This is a genomic window from Limosilactobacillus balticus (genome assembly GCF_014145615.1).
In the GTDB taxonomy this organism is placed as follows: Bacteria; Bacillota; Bacilli; order Lactobacillales; family Lactobacillaceae; genus Limosilactobacillus; species Limosilactobacillus balticus.
On sequence record NZ_JACIVH010000059.1, the window covers coordinates 100255 to 120952 of the forward strand.

Annotated in this window: 16 protein-coding genes; all 16 read left to right on the plus strand. The window is 39.2% G+C overall.

The genetic code is table 11. The features are described 5' to 3' along the window. The first annotated feature begins 25 nt into the window (after positions 1-25). The 16 genes from recA (at position 26) to H5S10_RS03740 (ending at position 20669) form a co-directional block, all read left to right on the plus strand. On the plus strand, positions 26-1111 hold the full coding sequence (gene recA, locus H5S10_RS03665; RefSeq protein WP_182588744.1) for a recombinase RecA: 1086 nt from the start codon (positions 26-28) through the stop codon (positions 1109-1111). Positions 1112-1341: 230 nt separating this feature from the next. Continuing rightward, positions 1342-2883 carry a ribonuclease Y gene (gene rny / locus H5S10_RS03670; protein WP_011953420.1) on the plus strand — a complete coding sequence of 514 codons (1542 nt, stop codon included), beginning with the start codon at positions 1342-1344 and terminating at the stop codon, positions 2881-2883. 181 nt (positions 2884-3064) lie between these two features. Beyond that, a complete protein-coding gene (mutS, locus tag H5S10_RS03675) occupies positions 3065-5689 on the plus strand; it encodes a DNA mismatch repair protein MutS (protein WP_220480928.1) in 2625 nt (874 codons plus the stop codon). Between the two features lie 11 nt (positions 5690-5700). After that, positions 5701-7707 carry a DNA mismatch repair endonuclease MutL gene (gene mutL, locus H5S10_RS03680; RefSeq protein ID WP_182588749.1) on the plus strand — a complete coding sequence of 669 codons (2007 nt, stop codon included), beginning with the start codon at positions 5701-5703 and terminating at the stop codon, positions 7705-7707. Between the two features lie 12 nt (positions 7708-7719). Then, the gene (gene ruvA, locus H5S10_RS03685) at positions 7720-8319 is read left to right on the plus strand and encodes a Holliday junction branch migration protein RuvA (RefSeq protein WP_182588751.1); all 600 of its coding nucleotides are present in this window, start codon (positions 7720-7722) and stop codon (positions 8317-8319) included. Positions 8320-8333: 14 nt separating this feature from the next. After that, complete coding sequence (ruvB, locus tag H5S10_RS03690; protein ID WP_182586048.1) at positions 8334-9350, plus strand: Holliday junction branch migration DNA helicase RuvB; 1017 nt, start codon at positions 8334-8336, stop codon at positions 9348-9350. Between the two features lie 12 nt (positions 9351-9362). Beyond that, positions 9363-10451, plus strand: coding sequence for a tRNA-ribosyltransferase family protein (locus H5S10_RS03695; protein WP_182588753.1), 1089 nt, complete (start codon positions 9363-9365; stop codon positions 10449-10451). Between the two features lie 71 nt (positions 10452-10522). Further along, positions 10523-10987 (plus strand): preprotein translocase subunit YajC, encoded by a 465-nt coding sequence (yajC, locus tag H5S10_RS03700; protein ID WP_182586050.1) that lies wholly within the window; start codon positions 10523-10525, stop codon positions 10985-10987. A 126-nt stretch (positions 10988-11113) separates the two neighbouring features. Beyond that, a complete protein-coding gene (locus tag H5S10_RS03705) occupies positions 11114-12073 on the plus strand; it encodes a DHH family phosphoesterase (protein ID WP_182586051.1) in 960 nt (319 codons plus the stop codon). Between the two features lie 13 nt (positions 12074-12086). Further along, positions 12087-13460 (plus strand): DEAD/DEAH box helicase, encoded by a 1374-nt coding sequence (locus tag H5S10_RS03710; RefSeq protein WP_003676050.1) that lies wholly within the window; start codon positions 12087-12089, stop codon positions 13458-13460. A gap of 258 nt (positions 13461-13718) precedes the next feature. After that, positions 13719-16373: an alanine--tRNA ligase gene (alaS, locus tag H5S10_RS03715; RefSeq protein WP_182588755.1), complete on the plus strand. Its 2655-nt coding sequence runs from the start codon at positions 13719-13721 to the stop codon at positions 16371-16373. Between the two features lie 271 nt (positions 16374-16644). Next, a complete protein-coding gene (locus H5S10_RS03720) occupies positions 16645-16911 on the plus strand; it encodes an IreB family regulatory phosphoprotein (RefSeq protein ID WP_003666685.1) in 267 nt (88 codons plus the stop codon). After that, positions 16908-17351, plus strand: a complete 444-nt coding sequence (ruvX, locus tag H5S10_RS03725) for a Holliday junction resolvase RuvX (protein ID WP_182586053.1) — start codon at positions 16908-16910, stop codon at positions 17349-17351. The genes H5S10_RS03720 and ruvX overlap by 4 nt, the downstream gene beginning before the upstream one ends. 9 nt (positions 17352-17360) lie before the next feature. Beyond that, positions 17361-17657, plus strand: coding sequence for a DUF1292 domain-containing protein (locus tag H5S10_RS03730; protein WP_003666689.1), 297 nt, complete (start codon positions 17361-17363; stop codon positions 17655-17657). A 98-nt stretch (positions 17658-17755) separates the two neighbouring features. Further along, positions 17756-18292, plus strand: a complete 537-nt coding sequence (locus H5S10_RS03735; RefSeq protein WP_182586054.1) for a CvpA family protein — start codon at positions 17756-17758, stop codon at positions 18290-18292. 1 nt (position 18293) lies between these two features. Next, positions 18294-20669, plus strand: a complete 2376-nt coding sequence (locus tag H5S10_RS03740; RefSeq protein ID WP_182588757.1) for an endonuclease MutS2 — start codon at positions 18294-18296, stop codon at positions 20667-20669. The last annotated feature ends 29 nt before the right edge of the window (positions 20670-20698 follow it).

Sequence of the window (20698 nt, forward strand, 5' to 3'; positions counted from 1 at the left end):
AACCGTAAAAAAGGAGGAATTTGATTTGGCTGACCAACGAAAAGCAGCATTAGATGTTGCTATCAGAAAGATCGAAAAGAACTTCGGTAAGGGTTCTATTATGCGAATGGGTGACGCCACTGATATGAAGATTGCTTCAGTTTCTAGTGGTTCCCTTGCTATTGACAAGGCACTTGGAATTGGTGGATATCCTCGTGGTCGGATAGTTGAAATTTACGGCCCTGAAAGTTCTGGTAAGACTACTGTAGCATTGCATGCAGTAGCGGAAGTACAACGTCAAGGCGGGACAGCAGCCTATATTGATGCTGAAAATGCTCTTGATCCTCAATATGCAGAAGCCTTGGGTGTTAATATTGATGACCTATTGCTTTCACAGCCTGATAGTGGTGAAGAAGGACTAGAAATTGCTGATGCATTGATTTCAAGTGGGGCCGTTGACTTAGTAATTGTTGATTCGGTTGCAGCATTAGTTCCTCGTGCGGAAATTGATGGTGATATGGGTGACACCCATGTTGGATTACAAGCTCGTTTGATGTCGCAGGCTCTTCGGAAACTTTCTGGTGAAATTAATAAGACAAAGACAATCGCTATCTTTATTAACCAGATTCGTGAAAAAGTTGGAGTGATGTTTGGTAACCCTGAAACAACAACTGGTGGACGGGCACTTAAATTTTATTCAACTATCCGTATGGAAATTCGTCGTGCGGAACAAATTAAGAATGGTACAGATGTGATTGGAAATAAAGCTAAAGTAAAGATTGTTAAAAATAAGGTTGCTCCGCCATTCAAACGTTGTGAAGTTGATATTATGTATGGTGAGGGAATCTCTAAGACTGGTGAATTGCTAGATATGGCAGTTGAAAACGATCTTGTTGACAAGAGCGGTGCCTGGTACTCATATGGAAATGAACGTATTGGGCAAGGTCGTGAAAATGCTAAAAAGTGGCTTAAGGAGCACCCAGACAGCATGAATGAATTAATGGATAAAGTTCGTGTTGCGAATGGGATGGAACCATTAAATGAAAAGTCAACGAAAGAAACTGCTGATGATAAAGCCAGCGGTAAGACAGGCGAAAATAAACAAGAAACAATCGAAGAAGCAAGTAAATAATAATATTTGAAATTGAAATTCCCTAATTTTTTAGCATTAATAGCTGAATATTAGGGATTTCCCTTTTTATGATGGCTGTTTAAGTAATTGCTAAATTCAATAGTTGACACCTTAGTGTGGCAAGATTAAAATTTAACTTGTGTGATGTTTTTTGATGTTACACGGTGAAATTAATTTATTCATACCAACAACATAATAGTTGAAGCGGAGGTGAAATAGTGAAAATTTTAATGTTCGCCGCGCTTGCTATGGTTGTCGGAATTATTGTCGGCTATGTAATTCGCAAGGTTTCATATGAAAAACAAGTTGCAGAAGCACATAATGATGCTAAAGGTATTATTTCTAAAGCAAAACAAGAGGCAGTAACGGCGAAAAAAGAAGCTATTTTAGAAGCAAAAGAAGAGAGTCATCAATACCGCGAGAGAGTGGAAGATGAGTTAAAACAGCGGCGGAGTGAGGTCCAACGACAGGAAGATCGATTACTCCAACGGGAGGCTTCTTTAGATCATAAGGATAGTGCTCTAGAAAAAAGAGAAAATGCAGTTGGTGTTCGTGAACGTAAATTAGATCAAGAAAAAGAGCAGCTTCATCAATCAAAGGAACAAGCAGAAGCCTTAATTGAACAACGCAAACAAGAAGTTGAAAAAGTTGCTCAGATGTCACAAGAAGATGCTAAGCAGTTATTATTATCTGAAGTAAAAGAACAGTTAAAGACTGAACGTGCAGTAATGATTCGTGACAGTGAACAAGAAGCGGAACTTTCTGCAGAACGTAATGCAAAGAAACTAATTGTTGAAGCAATTCAGCGTAGTGCTGCTGATGTTGTCTCAGAGACGACTGTTTCGGTTGTTAATCTTCCTAATGATGATATGAAAGGAAGAATAATTGGTCGTGAAGGTCGAAATATTAGAACTTTAGAGACGTTAACAGGTATTGATTTGATTATTGATGATACGCCAGAAGCTGTCGTATTGAGCGGCTTTGATCCTGTACGACGTGAGATTGCTAAGATTGCGCTTGAAAAATTAATTCAAGATGGTCGGATTCATCCTGCACGAATTGAAGAAGCAGTTGATAAGGCTCGTAAGCAGATGGATACTCAACTACGGGAAACTGGGGAGCAAGCATTATTTGATTTAGGAATTCATTCAATGCATCCAGATCTAATTAAGACGGTTGGAAGAATGAAGTACCGGACTAGTTATGGTCAAAATGTTTTAGACCACTCAATTGAAGTTGCTAAGTTAGCTGGGATTATGGCTGCTGAACTTGGGGAAGATGTTACGTTAGCAAAACGTGCTGGTCTCCTCCATGATATTGGGAAGGCAATTGATCATGAAGTTGATGGCTCACATGTTGAGTTAGGTGTAGAACTAACACGCAAATATAAAGAAAATAAAGTGGTTATCAATACGATTGCTTCTCACCATGGGGATGTTCCCGCCAATTCTGTAATTGCTGTTCTTGTACAAGCAGCAGATGCAATTTCAGGGGCCCGTCCTGGTGCTCGAAGCGAGTCATTAGAACAATACATTCAACGTTTAAAGAAACTAGAAAGCATAGCAAACAGTTATGATGGTGTCGACCATAGTTATGCAATTCAAGCTGGTCGAGAACTTCGCGTGATTGTCAAACCGAAGAAGATTTCTGATTTGCAAGCAACAACTTTGTCACATGATATTAAGAACAAAATTGAAAAGCAATTAGAATATCCAGGACATATTAAAGTAACCGTTATTCGGGAAGTTCGAGCAGTTGATTATGCTAAATAAACTGATTTTTCAGTTCCTATAAAGAGGCTGGGTATAACCTTCAGTCTCTTTATTATTTTAAACAACATCTATCATTAACAGAGATCTTGCAGCAAATTTAGACAAAAAATATAATTAGTTTATTATTAAGATAAAAAATATATTAACGGGGTGAAATTTAGTGGCAAAAAAAACAACACCGATGATGGAACAATATCAAAAGGTAAAAGATCAATATCCAGATGCCTTTTTATTTTACCGACTTGGTGATTTTTACGAGCTATTTAATGACGATGCGGTTAAAGGAGCGCAACTTCTTGAGCTAACACTAACAACTAGGAACCATAGTGCAAAAAATCCAATTCCAATGTGTGGAGTGCCCCATCGCGCAGTTAATAACTATATTGATATTTTAATTGATAAAGGTTATAAAGTAGCAATCTGCGAACAGATGGAAGACCCTAAAAAGGCGAAGGGGATGGTTAAACGAGCAGTTACCCGTTTAATTACACCTGGAACGCAAATGGATTTGAATGGTGAACAGGCACGCGATAACAATTATCTAGCAGCGATTAGCGCACAAAATGGGTTATTTAGTATTGCCTATACCGACTTATCAACTGGTGAGCTTAAAACGACAAGCTTGAATAATGCGAATGACGCGGTTAATGAATTGGTTAATCTCCAAAGTAAGGAAGTAGTTGTGGATGGTGAGCTGCCAGTTGAAATAACAACTCAGTTTAAGCAACGAAATATCCTTCAATCACATCAACCAACGGTCCTTAAAAATGCTGAGATTAGTTATCTTACTCAAGACCTTGAAGATAAAGCTCAACAGCACGTTGTTGCGTTACTTGTGTCATACTTATTAACGACCCAAAAGCGTTCCTTGGCCCACCTGCAGAAAGCAATTGCATATCAACCAAGTTCTTTTATGAAGATCGACCACTATTCGAAAACAAATCTTGAATTAATGCGTAATATGCGAAGCGGGAAGCGTCAAGGGACCTTAGCATGGCTTTTAGATGAGACAAAAACAGCCATGGGTAGTCGACTTCTTAAACGGTGGATTGACCGGCCATTAATTAATCAAAATGCAATCAGTGAACGACAAGATAAGGTCCAAGAATTATTAGACCACTATTTTGAAAGAAGTAATTTACAACAAGAACTAATTAAGGTATATGACCTTGAACGCTTGGCAGGGCGGGTTGCCTATGGAAGTGTTAATGGACGTGATCTTATTCAACTTAAGACTTCCTTAAAGCAAGTTCCTAAAATAAAATACGTTTTAGAAACCCTTGACTCTCCTGTCTTTGAAGAATTGCAAAAACAATTAGACCCCTTGGACGATGTGGCAGATTTAATTGATCAATCAATTGTTGAAGAACCGCCAATTGCTGTTACTGAAGGTGGCATAATTAAGGATGGCTATAATGACCAATTAGATCAATACCGCGATGCAATGAATAATGGGAAACAATGGATTGCAGACCTGCAAGAACATGAACGGAAATTAACAGGGATAAATAACCTCAAAATTGGTTATAATCATGTATTTGGTTATTATATTGAGGTTACGAAAGTTAATCTTGATAAGCTTCCTAAAGATCGTTATGAGCGTAAACAAACATTAGTTAATGCTGAACGTTTTTCTACTCCAGAATTAAAGGAAAAAGAGGCATTGATAATGGGGGCGCAAGAAAAGTCAACAGCTTTGGAATATGATATTTTTGTTAAAATTCGTGAACAAGTCAAAGGACAAATTACACGCCTGCAAAAATTAGCACAACAACTTGCGGAATTAGATGTTCTCCAAAGCTTTGCGGTTGTTAGTGAAGACTACCACTTTGTTCGTCCTAAAATGAATACTGGCCATGTATTAAAAATTAAAGATGGTCGTCACCCTGTTGTAGAAAAGTTTATGGGGCACCAGGAATATGTGCCTAATGATGTTTTGATGGGGGAAGATACTGATATTCTCCTGATTACTGGGCCAAACATGTCAGGGAAGAGTACCTATATGCGTCAGCTAGCATTGATTGCGGTAATGGCACAAATTGGCTGTTTTGTTCCTGCTAAATCCGCTGAATTGCCAATTTTTGATCAAGTCTTTACGCGCATCGGAGCGGCTGACGACTTAATCTCTGGTGAAAGTACCTTCATGGTTGAAATGATGGAAGCAAATAATGCTTTGACCCATGCCACAGATCGTAGTTTGATTCTCTTTGATGAAATTGGCCGGGGAACCGCAACATATGATGGAATGGCGTTGGCGCAAGCGATTATTGAGTACGTTCATCAGCATGTTCATGCTAAAACTCTTTTCTCAACTCACTATCATGAACTAACAGCCCTTGAGAATAGCTTGTCACGGCTTAAAAATGTTCATGTAGGGGCAACAGAAAAAGATGGGGAGTTAGTATTCTTGCATAAGGTAAGTGCGGGCCCTGCAGATAAATCTTACGGAATCCACGTGGCTAAACTAGCAGGAATGCCATCCTCATTATTAAAACGTGCAGATACTATTTTACAAAAGTTAGAGCAAAAGGATGTAAAACTACCAAACACCCCTAAACCGGCAACAGATAATTACCATACAGAACCAATATCAGCAAAGATAAATGAAGCGGCAACGGTAAAGAAAGAGGCTGCACCAGTTGTTGAAGATAATGGTCAACTTGAATTATTTGCTACTCAACCTGAGAAAAAAGAAGCGAGTGTTGATCGGCGGATTTTACATCAATTAAAAGAACTTAATTTAATGGGGATGACCCCCATGGATGTAATGAATCAAATTTATAAGTGGCAGCAGAAATTGAAATAAGGTGATAGTTAATGGGAAAGATTCATGAATTAGATAATATTTTAGCCAATCAAATTGCTGCCGGTGAAGTAATTGAACGTCCAGCATCAATTGTAAAAGAATTAGTTGAAAATTCATTGGATGCCCATAGTCACCGTGTGGATATTATTGTTGAAAATTCTGGCTTAGATAGCGTGCGCGTGATTGATGATGGGGATGGAATTGCTGCTGAAGATATTAGCCTTGCATTTCACCGCCATGCAACCAGTAAAATTAATTCGCGTCATGACTTATTTAAGGTGCAGACGATGGGGTTTCGTGGTGAAGCGCTACCTAGTATTGCATCAGTCGCTGATGTAACGCTTACGACTGCTCAGGCTGGTCAAAAAGAAGGAACAATGATTCATTTGCGAGGAGGAAAAGAATTAGTAGTAAAGCCAGCAGGTGCGCGTCAAGGAACCGATATTAAGGTAACTGACTTATTCTTTAACACTCCTGCACGATTAAAGTACTTGAAATCCCCCCAAACGGAGCTAACCAGAATTACAGATATCATTAATCGGCTTGCTCTTGCTAATCCAGCGGTTGCTTTTAGCTTTACCCACAATGGGCGGGAACTATTTCGTTCAGCAGGTAATAATAACTTACAACAGGTAGTTGCCGCAATTTATGGCGTTCAAGCAGGACGCAAGATGCTTGAGATAAGCGGCGCAGATGATGATTTTAAGGTTAGGGGTTTTGTTTCTTTACCAGAATTAACACGAGCATCACGCCAATATATAACAATCACAATCAACCATCGGTATATTCGTAATTTTGAATTAACAAAGGCCATTATTCAGGGATATGAATCAAAACTAATGGTTGGCCGTTATCCGATCGCGGTAATTAACATTGATCTGGATCCAGTTTTAGTTGATGTGAATGTCCATCCGGCTAAACGTGAGGTCCGTTTAAGCAAAGAACAGCAACTAGTAGAATTGATTGCTGAGACAATTCGGAAGCGGATAGCGGTTGAGAACTTGATTCCGGATGTCGATGCCGACCAATTTATTCCTAACGATGACGAGGTAGCGAACCTTGATCGCCGGTTAAAGGAAGCATCGCCTGTTTATCATGCCGCTCCGATTTCAGCAGTGCCAGTAAAAGAGAAGGCAGCAACTGAGATTCCAACTCCAGAAGCTGATAATCCAGCACATGCTGACGCGCTTGATAGTGAAATTCCAGCACCGATCGTTATCCACCATCTTGAAGATTTAAATACACCAGCAATGCAAAAATTTGATGAGCGTTATCAAAATGAGGGTGAAGTTACGCCGTTTTCTGCTCCAGTTCCTATCATCGCTGAGAAGTCCGTAAAACCTACAAATATTGAATTAGATGTTCATGATAAACAAGATCAGCAGCAAAATCGGTTTCCTGATCTTCAATATATTGGTCAGCTTCAGGGAACCTTTTTATTAGCACAAGCAGGAGATGGTCTTTACATTGTTGACCAACATGCTGCTCAGGAGCGAATCAATTATGAGTATTACCGCCAAAAAATTGGTGAAGCGAGCGCTGATCAGCAAAATTTCTTGGTTCCGCTTGTTCTTAATTATTCGACTGTCGATGCAATGACAATTAATCAGCATCTTGATACGCTGGCAGCGGTTGGATTAGAATTAGAGTCATTTGGCCAGAATAGTTTTATTTTGCGCTCCCATCCCACCTGGTTTAAAGAGGGCCAAGAAGAAGATACGGCCAAAGAAATGATTGATTGGTTAATTAAGAATGGGAAGCTAACCATCAAAGAATTTCGAATGAAGACAGCGATTATGATGAGTTGTAAGCGGGCCATAAAGGCTAACCACCACCTTGATGAACGGGAAGCTAAAGCCTTGCTGAAACGGTTGCCACAATGTGAGAATCCCTTTAATTGTCCACATGGGCGTCCGGTAACTGTTCATTTTAATGATCAGGATTTAGAAAAGATGTTTAAACGAATTCAAGATTCTCATACCCCGTATGCGGATGATTTTGATGACCATGAATTTTAAGGAGGAATTACCTTGTACGAATACTTAACAGGCCTTGTAACCGTTGTTGCACCACAATATATCGTTGTTGATGTTAATGGGGTTGGCTATAAATTATTAGTTGCTAATCCCTATCGTTATCAAGAGGATCGGACTAAGAAGGTCCAAGTATATGTTTACCAAGCAGTTCGTGAAGATAATATTTCCTTGTTTGGCTTCACAGATCAAAACGAAAAAAATCTATTTATGCAATTAATCAATGTTTCTGGAATTGGACCAAAGAGTGCTTTAGCAATTTTAGCGAACCCTGATCACCAGGGACTTGTTGATGCAATTACTAATAATAATGTTAGCTATTTAACTAAGTTCCCCGGAATTGGGAAAAAGACAGCTTCGCAAATTGTGTTAGACTTACGTGATAAGCTTACTAATGAAAGTAGCGGCTCATTATTTGCAACAACTCAGCTTGCCGTTGATGCAACAGTAAATAGTGAGCTGAAAGATGCTTTAGAAGCATTGGCGGCATTAGGATACAAGGAACGGGACATTAAAAAGATTCAAAAGACATTAATGAAAGAAGAACAAATGGCAACCGATGAATACTTAAGACAAGCATTAAGGTTGCTTAACTAGGAGGTGCAAGACTTGTGGAAAATGACCATGGTATTTTATCAGATCACCCATCAGGAGAAGAAGAAAGCCAAGTGGAGATAACTCTTCGACCACAGAAACTAAAAGAATATATTGGCCAGCCTAAAATCAAGCACGAACTAGAAGTATATATTAAGGCAGCCCAATCCCGCGAAGAAGCCCTTGATCATGTATTGCTGTATGGTCCTCCGGGATTAGGGAAGACAACTTTGGCGATGGTAATTGCTAATGAGATGGGCGTTAATATCAAAACAACGAGTGGACCAGCAATCGAAAAACCAGGAGATTTGGTTGCTTTATTGAATGAGCTAAAGCCAGGAGATGTCCTTTTTGTTGATGAAATTCATCGGTTACCTAAAGTCGTGGAAGAAATGCTTTATTCAGCGATGGAAGATTACTATATTGATATTGTTATTGGTGAGGGACCAACTGCGCATCCCGTTCATTTTCCCCTTCCTCCATTTACATTAATTGGGGCAACGACACGGGCTGGAATGTTATCGGCACCATTACGTGATCGTTTCGGGATCGTTGAACACATGAACTACTATACTCAAGATGAATTAACAAAAATTATTTTTCGTTCTGCCAAGATTTTTCATACTAGTATTCAAGATGAAGGAGCCCATGAACTATCCCTTCGTTCACGTGGTACGCCGCGAATCGCAAACCGCCTTTTAAAACGGGTGCGTGATTTTGCTCAGGTAGCAGGGAAACAAAGCATTGATTCAGCAATTGTTAAGCAAGCATTATCGCTTCTCCAAGTTGATGATCGGGGCTTAGATGAGATTGATCGAAAAATGTTGTTAACGATGATCAATTTCTACCATGGAGGTCCAGTGGGATTAAAAACAATTGCAGCAAATATCGGTGAAGAAACTAATACGATTGAAGAAATGTATGAACCATATTTATTGCAGATTGGCTTTATCAGTCGTACTCCTCGCGGTCGGTTAGTGACACCGACAGCATATGAGCATTTAGGGATTGAATATCCAACTGATAAAAATTAATTGAGGAAAATTATGAGTAAGTTAGAATTTACAATTAATCAAAATGATCGCCAAGCAAGAACCGGACTTTTGCAGGTTAATGGACGACAAATTGAAACACCGGCTTTGGTTGCTAGTGGAGATGAATTAGCAAAATTATCACCCAGCCAGCTTAATCAGGCTGGTGTAAGCGCAGTTAAGACAAGTGGGTTAAAGCGTTGGCTAAAATATGACTCGGTGACTGAAAAATTAGGAGACCTCCATCAGCTTTTTCAGTGGGATGGTCTTTTATTTGTGGACTTGGAAACTGAGGAGGCTTATCGCTTAGCAAAGCCGCGTGGAAAAAAACATGATGGTGTTCGTTTTCATGATCCGGTAACGGGACAACTAAAATTCTGGCAACCAGAAACTGCTCTTCAAATTCAAGAAGTACTCGGGGCTGATATTTTTCAAAGCTTTGACCAAGCAACAGATTATTATGCGCCAGTTGATGATTTAAAAGCAGGGGTAAAACAAACAAATGACTGGTTATCTGTTGTCGTATCTCAAAAAGAAGAAGCACTTGGTTCGATTGTTGGTGGCGGCTTAAAGGATTTACGGACAGCCAGTATTGAAGCAGTTGATGAAGCTGGATTAAGCGGTTATCGTTTGAGTGGGATTCCTAGCAATTTAGACGATCAAGAGTTTAGCCGAATCATTAATGAGATTACGCCTAAACTAGCAGAGCAGAAACTACGCTACCTCCCTGCCGAACTTTCTTTTGACCAGATGCTAGTGGCAATTTTAGCAGGAGTTGATTTAATTGATAGCAATCTAGCAGCCAAAAAAGCGGCTAATGGGATTGCATTAGTTAATCAAGGGGGGGCAGCTCTTCATCTTGAGCGTCAACATTTTAGCTTTGATTCACAAGCACTTGATCGTCAATGTGCGTGTGCAACTTGTCACGCGGGGTATTCACGGGCATTAATCCATAGCTTAATTACCAATCATAGTTTTTACGGTGAACAACTCTTGCTGCAGCATAATCTTTTTACCTTGAATAAATTAATGAGTAGTTTACGACAAGCAATTAAAAATCATCAAACAAAAAAATTTGTTCAAGAATTATTGCAGAATCAATAGAGCATATAGCTTTTTATGGTAAAGTTTGTTAAAGTTAATATTAGTTAACTTTTTGAAGGGATGGATAAACCGTGAATAGTTTGAGTAGTTTTGTTCTTGGCGCTGCTTCATCTAATAATGCAAGTGGTTACTCAGGAATTATTTTAATCATCTTAATGGTAGCATTAATGTACTTCTTTATGATTCGCCCACAACAAAAGCAACGTAAAGAACACCAGGAGATGATGAACGAATTACACCCAGGTGATGAAGTTGTCACGATTGGTCGGATGCATGGTAAGATTGATTCAATCAATAAGGCTGATCGGACTGTTACTTTAGATTGTGAAGGGATTTATCTTACTTTTGATATGGTGGCAATTGCCCGCGTTATCAAACGAGCAGATGCACCAGCAAGTGAAGCTCCACAAGATAATAAAGCTGTTGCTAGTTCTGCAACTGACAGTTCTAAAGATGCTGCAGCAGATAGTGCTGCTAGTGAACCTGCATCTGCAGCGAGTGCTAGCGATGAACAAAAGGACAGCGAAGAAAAGTAATTTAATTTAGATGAAAATAGTCGTAAACTGGCGAATGTTTTCATCTTTTTTATTTGGTTGTTAATCGTGTTTATTGCTATACTAAAAGATAGTGTTAAATTTTATTCGGGTAAGGAGAATAGCATAATGGCAGATCCATTAACAGCAATTTTTGAACAAATCAAAAAATACAATAAAATAATTATTCATCGGCACCAGCGTCCTGATCCAGATGCAATCGGTTCACAAGTTGGCCTTGCGGAAATTTTGCGAGCTTCATTCCCATATAAGCAAATTTACGTTGTAGGAAAGCATATTCCAGGGTTTAATTGGATCGGTGAGATGGATACGATTGACAATCAGACATTTGATGATGCATTAGTAATTGTTACCGATACAGCAAATGCGCCACGAATTGATGATCGGCGTTTCGACAATGGGGACGCGCTTATTAAGATTGATCACCACCCTAATGATGAACCCTTTGGCGATATTATGTGGGTTGACCCAGATGCTTCTAGCTGTTCTGAAATGATTTATAGTTTTTATCAACGATTTGCAAAAGAATTAACTCTTCCCCAAAAGGCTGCCCATGCCTTATACGCAGGAATTATTGGCGATACAGGTCGTTTTCTTTATCCAGCAACAACTCCACGAACGATGCTAGTTGCAGGTTCGTTAATGGCGGCCGGGGCAAATGCAGCGGAAATTAGTCAGCACGAAAATGAAATTACCTTACCAGTGGCCCGTCTATCAGCATATGTTTATGAAAATTTGCAGATATTAGATAATGGAGCCGCATATGTTATCTTAACCAATGAAATTTTAGAACAATTCGGATTGACTGAAGCCGGGACATCTGCAATTGTTTCTTTACCAGGTCGAATTCATGATGTTATTGCCTGGGCGATCTTTGTAGAGCAAGAAGATGGCCATTATCGCATTCGTCTCCGTTCAAAGGGGCCGACAATTAATGAATTAGCTAAGCAGCACGATGGCGGTGGGCATCCCCTTGCTAGTGGTGCTAAGGCTAAAGATGAGGCAGAAATTAAACAAGTGATTGATGAATTGGACAAATTAACACAAAGTTATGCAAACCAAAAATGAAAGGGAAATAGCTATGAGTGATAAAAAATTCGCTGATTTTCAGTTACAACCTTATCTGTTAACAGCAATTCAAAAAATTAATTTTCGTCAACCAACACCGGTCCAACAACGAGTAATACCAGTGATTATGGCGGGACGAAGTGTTGTGGGGCAATCAGCGACCGGTAGTGGAAAAACACATGCCTTCCTTTTACCGATTTTTTCAAAGATTAATCCAGAAGATCAAACCGTTCAAGCAGTAATTACAACTCCTAGTCGGGAATTAGCATACCAAATTTATAATGCGGCAAAACAACTTAATAAGTATGCTCCTCATCCTCTTACCATTCACAATTATGTTGGTGGTACAGACAAGCAGCATCAAGTTGACCAATTAAGCCGAAAACAACCCCAATTGGTCATTGGAACGCCAGGGAGAGTATTAGACTTAATCAAGAGTCAGGCATTGGATATTCACACAGCGAAAATGTTTGTGGTAGATGAAGCAGATATGACCCTAGATATGGGATTCTTACATGAAGTGGACCAAATTGCCAGTCATTTTCCTGATGACCTTCAGATGATGGTTTTCTCAGCAACGATTCCGCAGAAACTGCGCCCATTCTTAAAAAAATATATGGAAAATCCAGTAGTTGAAGAGATTCCGACTGAAGCAGTAATTAATCCAGACGTTGATAATTGGTTAATGTCAACTAAGGGGCAAGATCGTAATCAACTAATTTATCGTTTGTTGACTCTTGGTGAACCATATCTTGCGTTGGTATTTGCTAATACAAAAGAACGAGCAGTTGAATTAACTCAGTATTTAGAAAATCAAGGGCTCAAAGTAGCGATGATTCATGGGGGACTAGAAGCTCGTCGTCGTAAACGGACAATGCGACAAATCCGTGATCTTGAATATCAATATGTTGTAGCGACTGATTTAGCAGCTCGTGGAATTGATATTGATGGAGTATCACTAGTAATCAATGACGACTTGCCAACTGACCTTGAATACTTTGTTCATCGGGTTGGTCGTACAGGACGAAATGGGATGAAGGGAACTGCCATTACCTTATATGAACCAGCAGAAGATGATTTAATTGCTAAGCTTGAGGAGCGGGGAGTTAAATTTGTACCAAAAGAATTAAAGAATGGTCAACTAGTAACTACCCATGACCGGAATCGCCGGAAGCATTATAAGCGACGTCAAAATGAACTTGATCCGTCAATGAAGGGGTATGTAAAAAAGACTAAGAAGAAGGTTAAACCTGGTTATAAGAAACGGATTAAAAAGGCGATTAAAGAAGACGAACAGCAAAAACGGAAACTTGAATTACGGCATAAAATTCGGAAAGCTAAGCGTGCCCGTCAAAAGCAACATCGCCGTGAACGAAATGCCCGTTGATTTTAAAGTAATTGTTCGCTATAATATGACACGTTTGGGACATGCTATGGTTAATGGGAAATTTCAGAGACAGTTGATAAGGTGTGACAACTGATTTCCTAACTTTAGTGCTCCCCATTCGGATAATTTGATATTTAACCTTGGGCAACCAAGAATAAAGAGGTAAACGAATTCCATCGTTGCAAGCAGAGTGGTACCGCGTCAATCCGGCGTCTCTGATTCGCAATGGTGGTTTTTTGTTTTAGAAAGGGCGATTTGATGAAAGAGTTAAAGAAGCTGAATAGTGCTCAAGTACGGCGAATGTACTTGAAGTTTTTTGAAGAGCATGGCCACCAAGTTATGCCGAGTGCATCATTAGTTCCAGTAAATGATCCAACATTACTATGGATTAACTCTGGGGTTGCCACAATGAAGAAATACTTTGATGGGAAAGTTGTTCCTGATAATCCACGGATGACAAGTTCACAAAAGAGTATTCGGACGAACGATATTGAAAACGTCGGTAAAACTGCTCGGCACCATACCATGTTTGAAATGCTGGGTAACTTCTCTGTTGGTGATTACTTTAAAAATGAGGTAATTCCATGGGCTTGGGAATTGTTAACAAGTGATGAATGGTTTGGCTTTGATCCTGAACGGCTATACATTACTTATTACCCTAAAGACCATGACGCTTATAATCGTTGGCGTGAAGTAGGCGTGGCTGAAGATCACTTAATTGCTGATGAAGATAATTTCTGGGATATTGGTCAAGGTCCATCTGGCCCAGATACAGAAATTTTTTATGACCGTGGTCAAGAATTTAATAATTTAGCCGATGATGATCCAGAAAACTACCCTGGTGGTGAAAATGAACGCTACCTTGAAATTTGGAACATTGTCTTTAGTCAATTTAACCATACGCCAGAAGATACTTACGAACCACTTCCTCATAAGAATATTGATACGGGGATGGGTCTTGAACGGGTTGTTTCAATCTTTGAAAATGCCCCTACTAACTTTGAAACCGACTTATTTATGCCATTAATCAAGCAAGCGGAAGAGTTTAGTGGTACTAAGAAGTATGGTCAAAACAAAGAAGATGATATTCAATTTAAGATCATCGCTGATCATATTCGGACAATTACCTTTGCGATCGGCGATGGGGCCTTGCCTTCAAATGTTGGTCGTGGATACGTTATTCGGCGTTTACTTCGGCGAGCAGTTGTTGCTGGAAAGAAGCTGGGAATTGATGAACCATTCTTAGCAAAGATGGTTCCAACAGTCGGCAAGATCATGGAAGACTACTATCCTGATGTTCTTAAAAATGCTGACTATATTGCTTCAGTTATCAAATCAGAAGAAGATCGCTTCAGTGCAACCTTAAATGGCGGATTAAACTTGTTGAATAACGTGATTGCTGAAGCTAAGGAAAATAAGACTAACGAAATTGATGGACGAACAGCCTTTAAGCTTTATGATACTTATGGCTTCCCAATTGAATTAACCAAGGAATATGCTGAAGATGAAGGACTAACAGTTGATGAAAAGGGCTTCCAAGCAGCAATGACAGAGCAGCAAAATCGTGCTCGTAATGCCCGTGACATGGATAACGGGATGGGGGTTCAAACTGATTTATGGACTTCATTCAAGGAAGATAGTAAATATGTTGGTTACACTGATTTGACTGTTGATAATGCAAAAGTTATTGGCTTAGCGCATGATGGTCAACAAGCAGATGAAGCACAACCAGGTGATAAGAACATTGAATTAATTTTTGATGTAACGCCATTCTATGCTGAAATGGGAGGCCAAGTCGCTGATACTGGTGACATTATTGATAACTATGGTAAAAAAGTTGGTCGGGTGGTTGATGTACAACACGCACCAAACCAACAAAACCTTCACCGGGTAGAATTAACTGCTCCTATTAAAAAAGGTGCCCGTTACAAACTGGTCGTTGACCGTCTTCGTCACCTTAAGATTGAGAAAAATCATACGGCAACGCACTTATTAGACCAAGCATTGCGGAACGTTCTTGGTGGTCATACTCAACAAGCCGGGTCATTAGTTGAAGAACATTACTTACGGTTTGACTTTAACCACTTTGGTCAAGTAACTGTTGAGGACCTCAAGAAGGTTGAAAACATGGTTAACGAGCAAATTTGGAAGGAAATCCCAGTCAAGACAGTCGAAACTGATATTGATTCTGCTAAGGAAATGGGTGCTATCGCCTTATTCTCAGATAAGTATGGTGATAAGGTCCGGGTTGTAAAAATTGGTGACTTTAACACTGAATTCTGTGGCGGTGACCACGTTAAAAACACGAATGAGCTTGGTCTCTTCAAGATTGTTTCTGAAGGAGGAGTTGGTGCTGGAGTACGGCGAATCGAAGCTGTAACTTCCAGTGATGCTTTTAAGTTTCTTCAAGATCGTGATGACCTCTTAACAAAGAGTGCTGCTAGTTTGAAGGTTGCCCAAATTAAGGAAGTTCCTCACCAAGTAGAAACGCTGCAAAATGAACTTAAAGAAGCTCAGAAGCAAAATGAGTCTCTCCAAGCTAAGATTGCTGCTCAACAAGCTAATAATGTTTTTGAAAACGTTCAAGCAACCAAGAATGGAAGTTTAATTGCTGCCGAAGTTCAAGTTGCTGGAATGGGTCAATTACGGCAACTTGCTGATACTTGGCGTTCAAAGGCTCTTTCCGATGTTCTTGTTCTTGCTACAGCTAGTGATGGTAAAGCAAACTTATTAGTGGCTGTTAGTGATGATAAAACTAAAGAGGGCTTAAAAGCCGGTGACCTTATTAAGGCGATTGCACCAGCTATTAATGGTGGCGGTGGAGGTCGTCCTAACCTTGCCCAAGCTGGTGGGAAGAATCCGGCCGGAATTAAAGATGCTTTAGATCAAGCTAAGAATTACCTCGATAAGTAAATCAAGAATGAGAGGGGAAATAACCATCTCATGATCTGAGAGATTGAACGAAACCAATTTTTGGATTCGTTCAGTCTCTCTTTTTGTAAGAACTTCTTAAAGTAATAAAAATCACTGTCAAAAAGCACTATTATTAGCTATAATTATAAAACTTGTAGTTTGAGATAAAACTAATATTACTGTTTACTTACAATTGACAAATGTAAATTGTGATTTTAATAAGAATATAGTAAAATTGATGGTTGAAAAGAATATCTGGAGGTGACGATTGATGGCTACAAATGATAAAACGATGTTCTTCGATTTCGGTCAAGAACGTCAAGAAGATATTAAGCAAACATTAAAGACGGTTTATGAATCATTAGAAGAAAAGGGATATAACCCGATTAATCAAATTGTCGGTTATCTTTTATCTGGTGATCCGGCTTATATTCCGCGTTTGAATGATGCACGTAACTTGATTCGTCAACATGAACGTGACGAAATTATTGAAGAGCTTGTTCGGTCATACCTAAAGAATAACGGTGAAACTAAATGAGATTAATGGGATTAGACGTTGGCTCTAAAACGGTTGGTATTTCCATAAGCGATCCGCTCGGTTGGACGGCCCAAGCAGTTGAGATCATTCCAATTGATGAAGAAAACGAAATTTTCGGGATTGACCGTGTTGCCGAGTTAGTAAAAAAAGAACAGGTAGCTGGTTTTGTAATTGGTCTTCCTAAAAATATGAATAATACAGAAGGTCCTCGTGTTGAAGCATCTCAGCACTATGGCAAGCTATTACAACAACATTTTCCAGATATTCCTATTGACTTTCAAGATGAACGTTTAACGACGGTTGAGGCACACCGAATGCTAGTTGAAGAAGCGGATATTTCACGGGCTAAGCAGAAAAAAGTTATCGATGAAGTTGCAGCAACATTCATTTTACAAAGCTATTTGGATCGCCATGGCCGCCTTGTGAATAAGCTAAAATGAGGTATTAAAATGAGTAAACAAGAAAATAATGAAGACATGATTACGTTAATTGATGAGAACGGTAATGAACAATTATTTAAAGAATTGTTTACATTTGATTCTGATGATTATGGCAAATCATATATCTTTATTTATCCAGCGGAACAAGAAAATGACGATTCTGTTGACATTCAAGCATATATTATAGCTGATAATGAAGATAATGATGGACAGGACCTTGTTCCAATTGAAGATGATAAGGAATGGGACATGGTTGAAGAGGTATTAAATACTTTCCTTGATAATGATGGTAATTTCAAGGCCTGATTAAAATTATCGGATAAATAAAATATTAACAAAAGGGAGCTGTAGACACATTTGTCACAGTCCTTTTTCTTTACAAGCAGAATGAAAGGATCATTAGGATGGTTTTAACAACCTTTATTATTTTAATTTTAATGGGGTGCTTTATTAATGGTCATCGCCGCGGTTTATTGACAATGACGTTAATGCTGGGGACATATATAGTAGCTTGGATCGTTGCTCGCCAGGGAGCCCAATTGATTGGTGGCTGGTTAAAATCATTATTACCAAGTATTGGGACCCCGGCAACTTTTTCCGAGAGCTTACTTGCAAATGTAAATAGTAACCTTTTCTTTTATAATGGGATTGCATTTATGATAATTTTTACAATTGTTTCAATTCTTTGTCACTGGGGCATTCGGCAGTTAAACTGGATAAAGAGGATTCCAGTGGTGGGAACAGTTGATAAAATTGCGGGTGGCTTAATCTCATTTTTGATTGGCTATTTGATTATTTACGTTGTTTTATTAATTATGCAATTATTTCCAGCAGGTTGGTGGCAAATGCAAATAGCAAACTCAGAACTAGCATGCTTTATGATTAATCAAACACCAGGAATAGCGCATTTAGTAATTGATACGCTAGTACAGGGGGGATAAAATGAATAACAAAATTTTAGAAACATTAGAATTTGATAGAATAAAAGGGCAGCTTGCACAATACCTTGTTTCTGCCGCTGGTCGGCGCGAATTAACGCAACTTGTCCCACAAACCGATTATGAGGCAGTTAAAGAACTTTTAACAGAAACTACTGATGGAGCCGATATTTTAAGGTTAGAGGATGGGATTCCGATTCCACAACTAGCCGATATCAAACCGCAATTGAAACGTTTGAAAATTAAGGCAAATTTGAACGGCACGGAATTAGCTCAAATTACTAAAGTTTTGCAAACTAGTATGAGTGTGAAGAACTTTTTTGATCAGATGCGGGAGAAAAAAATCAAACTACGGGTTTTAACTACACAGGTTGACCATCTAGTTACAATTCCTTCAATTACTCAGCGATTGGTGCGTTCGATTGATCCTGATGGGCGGATAAATGATGAAGCATCGGCTAAACTCCATGGTATCCGGCAATTAATTACCCAAACGGAAACAGAAATTCATCAACAAATGGAAAGATATACTCGCGGGAAAAATGCAAAATACTTAAGTGATCCTATTATCACAATGCGGAATGACCGTTATGTAATTCCAGTAATCGCCCGCTATCGAAACAAATTTGGTGGAGTTGTTCATGACCAAAGTGCTAGTGGGCAAACTTTATATATTGAACCAGCAGCCGTTGTGGAAACCAATAATCGGTTACGACAAGCGCAAATAGAAGAACGACAAGAAATGCAACGAGTGTTAATTGAGCTGTCACAAATGATTGCTCCTTACCGGCACGATATTGGCCAGAATGAAACAATTCTTGGACACCTTGACTTTATTAATGCAAAGGCACGGTGGGCTCATGATACTAAGGCAACCTTACCGCTCTTAAGCAAAGAAAATCATGTTTCATTACGGAAAGCGCGTCATCCTTTGATCGATCCCCAACGAGTAGTGACAAATGATATTAAGATCGGGGAAGATTACCAGGCGATTATTATTACCGGACCTAACACCGGTGGTAAAACCATTACGCTTAAAACTTTAGGAATTATCCAATTGATGGGACAATCCGGTCTGTTTATTCCCGCAGAAGAAGGCAGTACAATTGGGATTTTTGATAATGTGTTTGCGGATATTGGTGATGAACAATCATTGGAACAAAATCTAAGTACTTTCTCTGGTCATATGGATGGAGTAAAAGCTATTCTTGAACAAATTACAAGTCGTAGCTTAGTCCTTTTAGATGAGCTTGGTGCCGGAACTGATCCCAAAGAAGGAGCCGCTCTAGCAATGGCAATTCTTGATAATATTGGCAGTAAAGGAACTATGGTTGTAATTACTACCCACTATCCTGAACTCAAAGTTTATGGATATGATCGTGCTAAAACGATTAATGCTAGTATGGAATTTGACCAAGAAACTCTTAAGCCGACGTATAAATTACTACTAGGGATTCCTGGGCGGTCGAATGGATTAGAGATTGCTCAGCGATTAGGAATTAATCCCCAGGTCATTGATGAAGCACGGACATTTGTTAGTGATGATAGTCAAGACCTTAACAATATGATTGGTGATCTGGTGGAGCAACGGAAAAAAGCACGCGAAGAAAGTGAAAAGCTAGCGAAATTAGTAGCCAAAAATGAAAAAGTTCAGCGGGACCTTGATGAAAAACTTACCCGCTTTAATGAACAGCGCGATAAGTTATATGAACAAGCACGTTCAAAAGCAAATCATCAAGTTTCGATGGCTAAGAAAAAAGCTGATCGAATTATTCATCATTTGCGCCAATTAGAAGTTCAACAGGGCGGAAATGTAAAGGAAAATGAATTAATTGATGCACAAGGTCAATTAAACGCTCTTCATCGTGATAATCCACGATTGCAACACAACTCTGTATTACAAAGGGCTAAGCAAAAGCATGATTTACATAAAAGTGATGCAGTCTTGGTAAAATCTTATGGTCAATATGGGGAACTTTTATCTAAGCGGGGGAACCACAAGTGGGAAGTTCAGATTGGGATTCTTAAAATGGAAATTGATGAGAATAATCTTGAAAAAGTAGCTAAGAAGGATCTCCCTCAAGAAAAAGATGCAAAGCGGCGACCACGGGCTGCTGTGAGAACGACACAAACAAGAAAGACCTCAGCCCGTCTTGATTTACGTGGGCATCGCTATGAACAAGCAATGAGTGAGCTAAGTAACTTTATTGATCATGCATTGTTGAATAATCTTTCAACGGTAACAATTATTCACGGAAAAGGGACCGGTGCTCTTCGTAAGGGAACGCAACAATATTTACAAAGCAATCCACGAGTTAAATCATTCTCCTATGCTTCTCCTAATGCTGGTGGAGATGGAGCAACAATTGTTAATTTATAATCACTTACTATAAAAAAGTAAGCAACTTA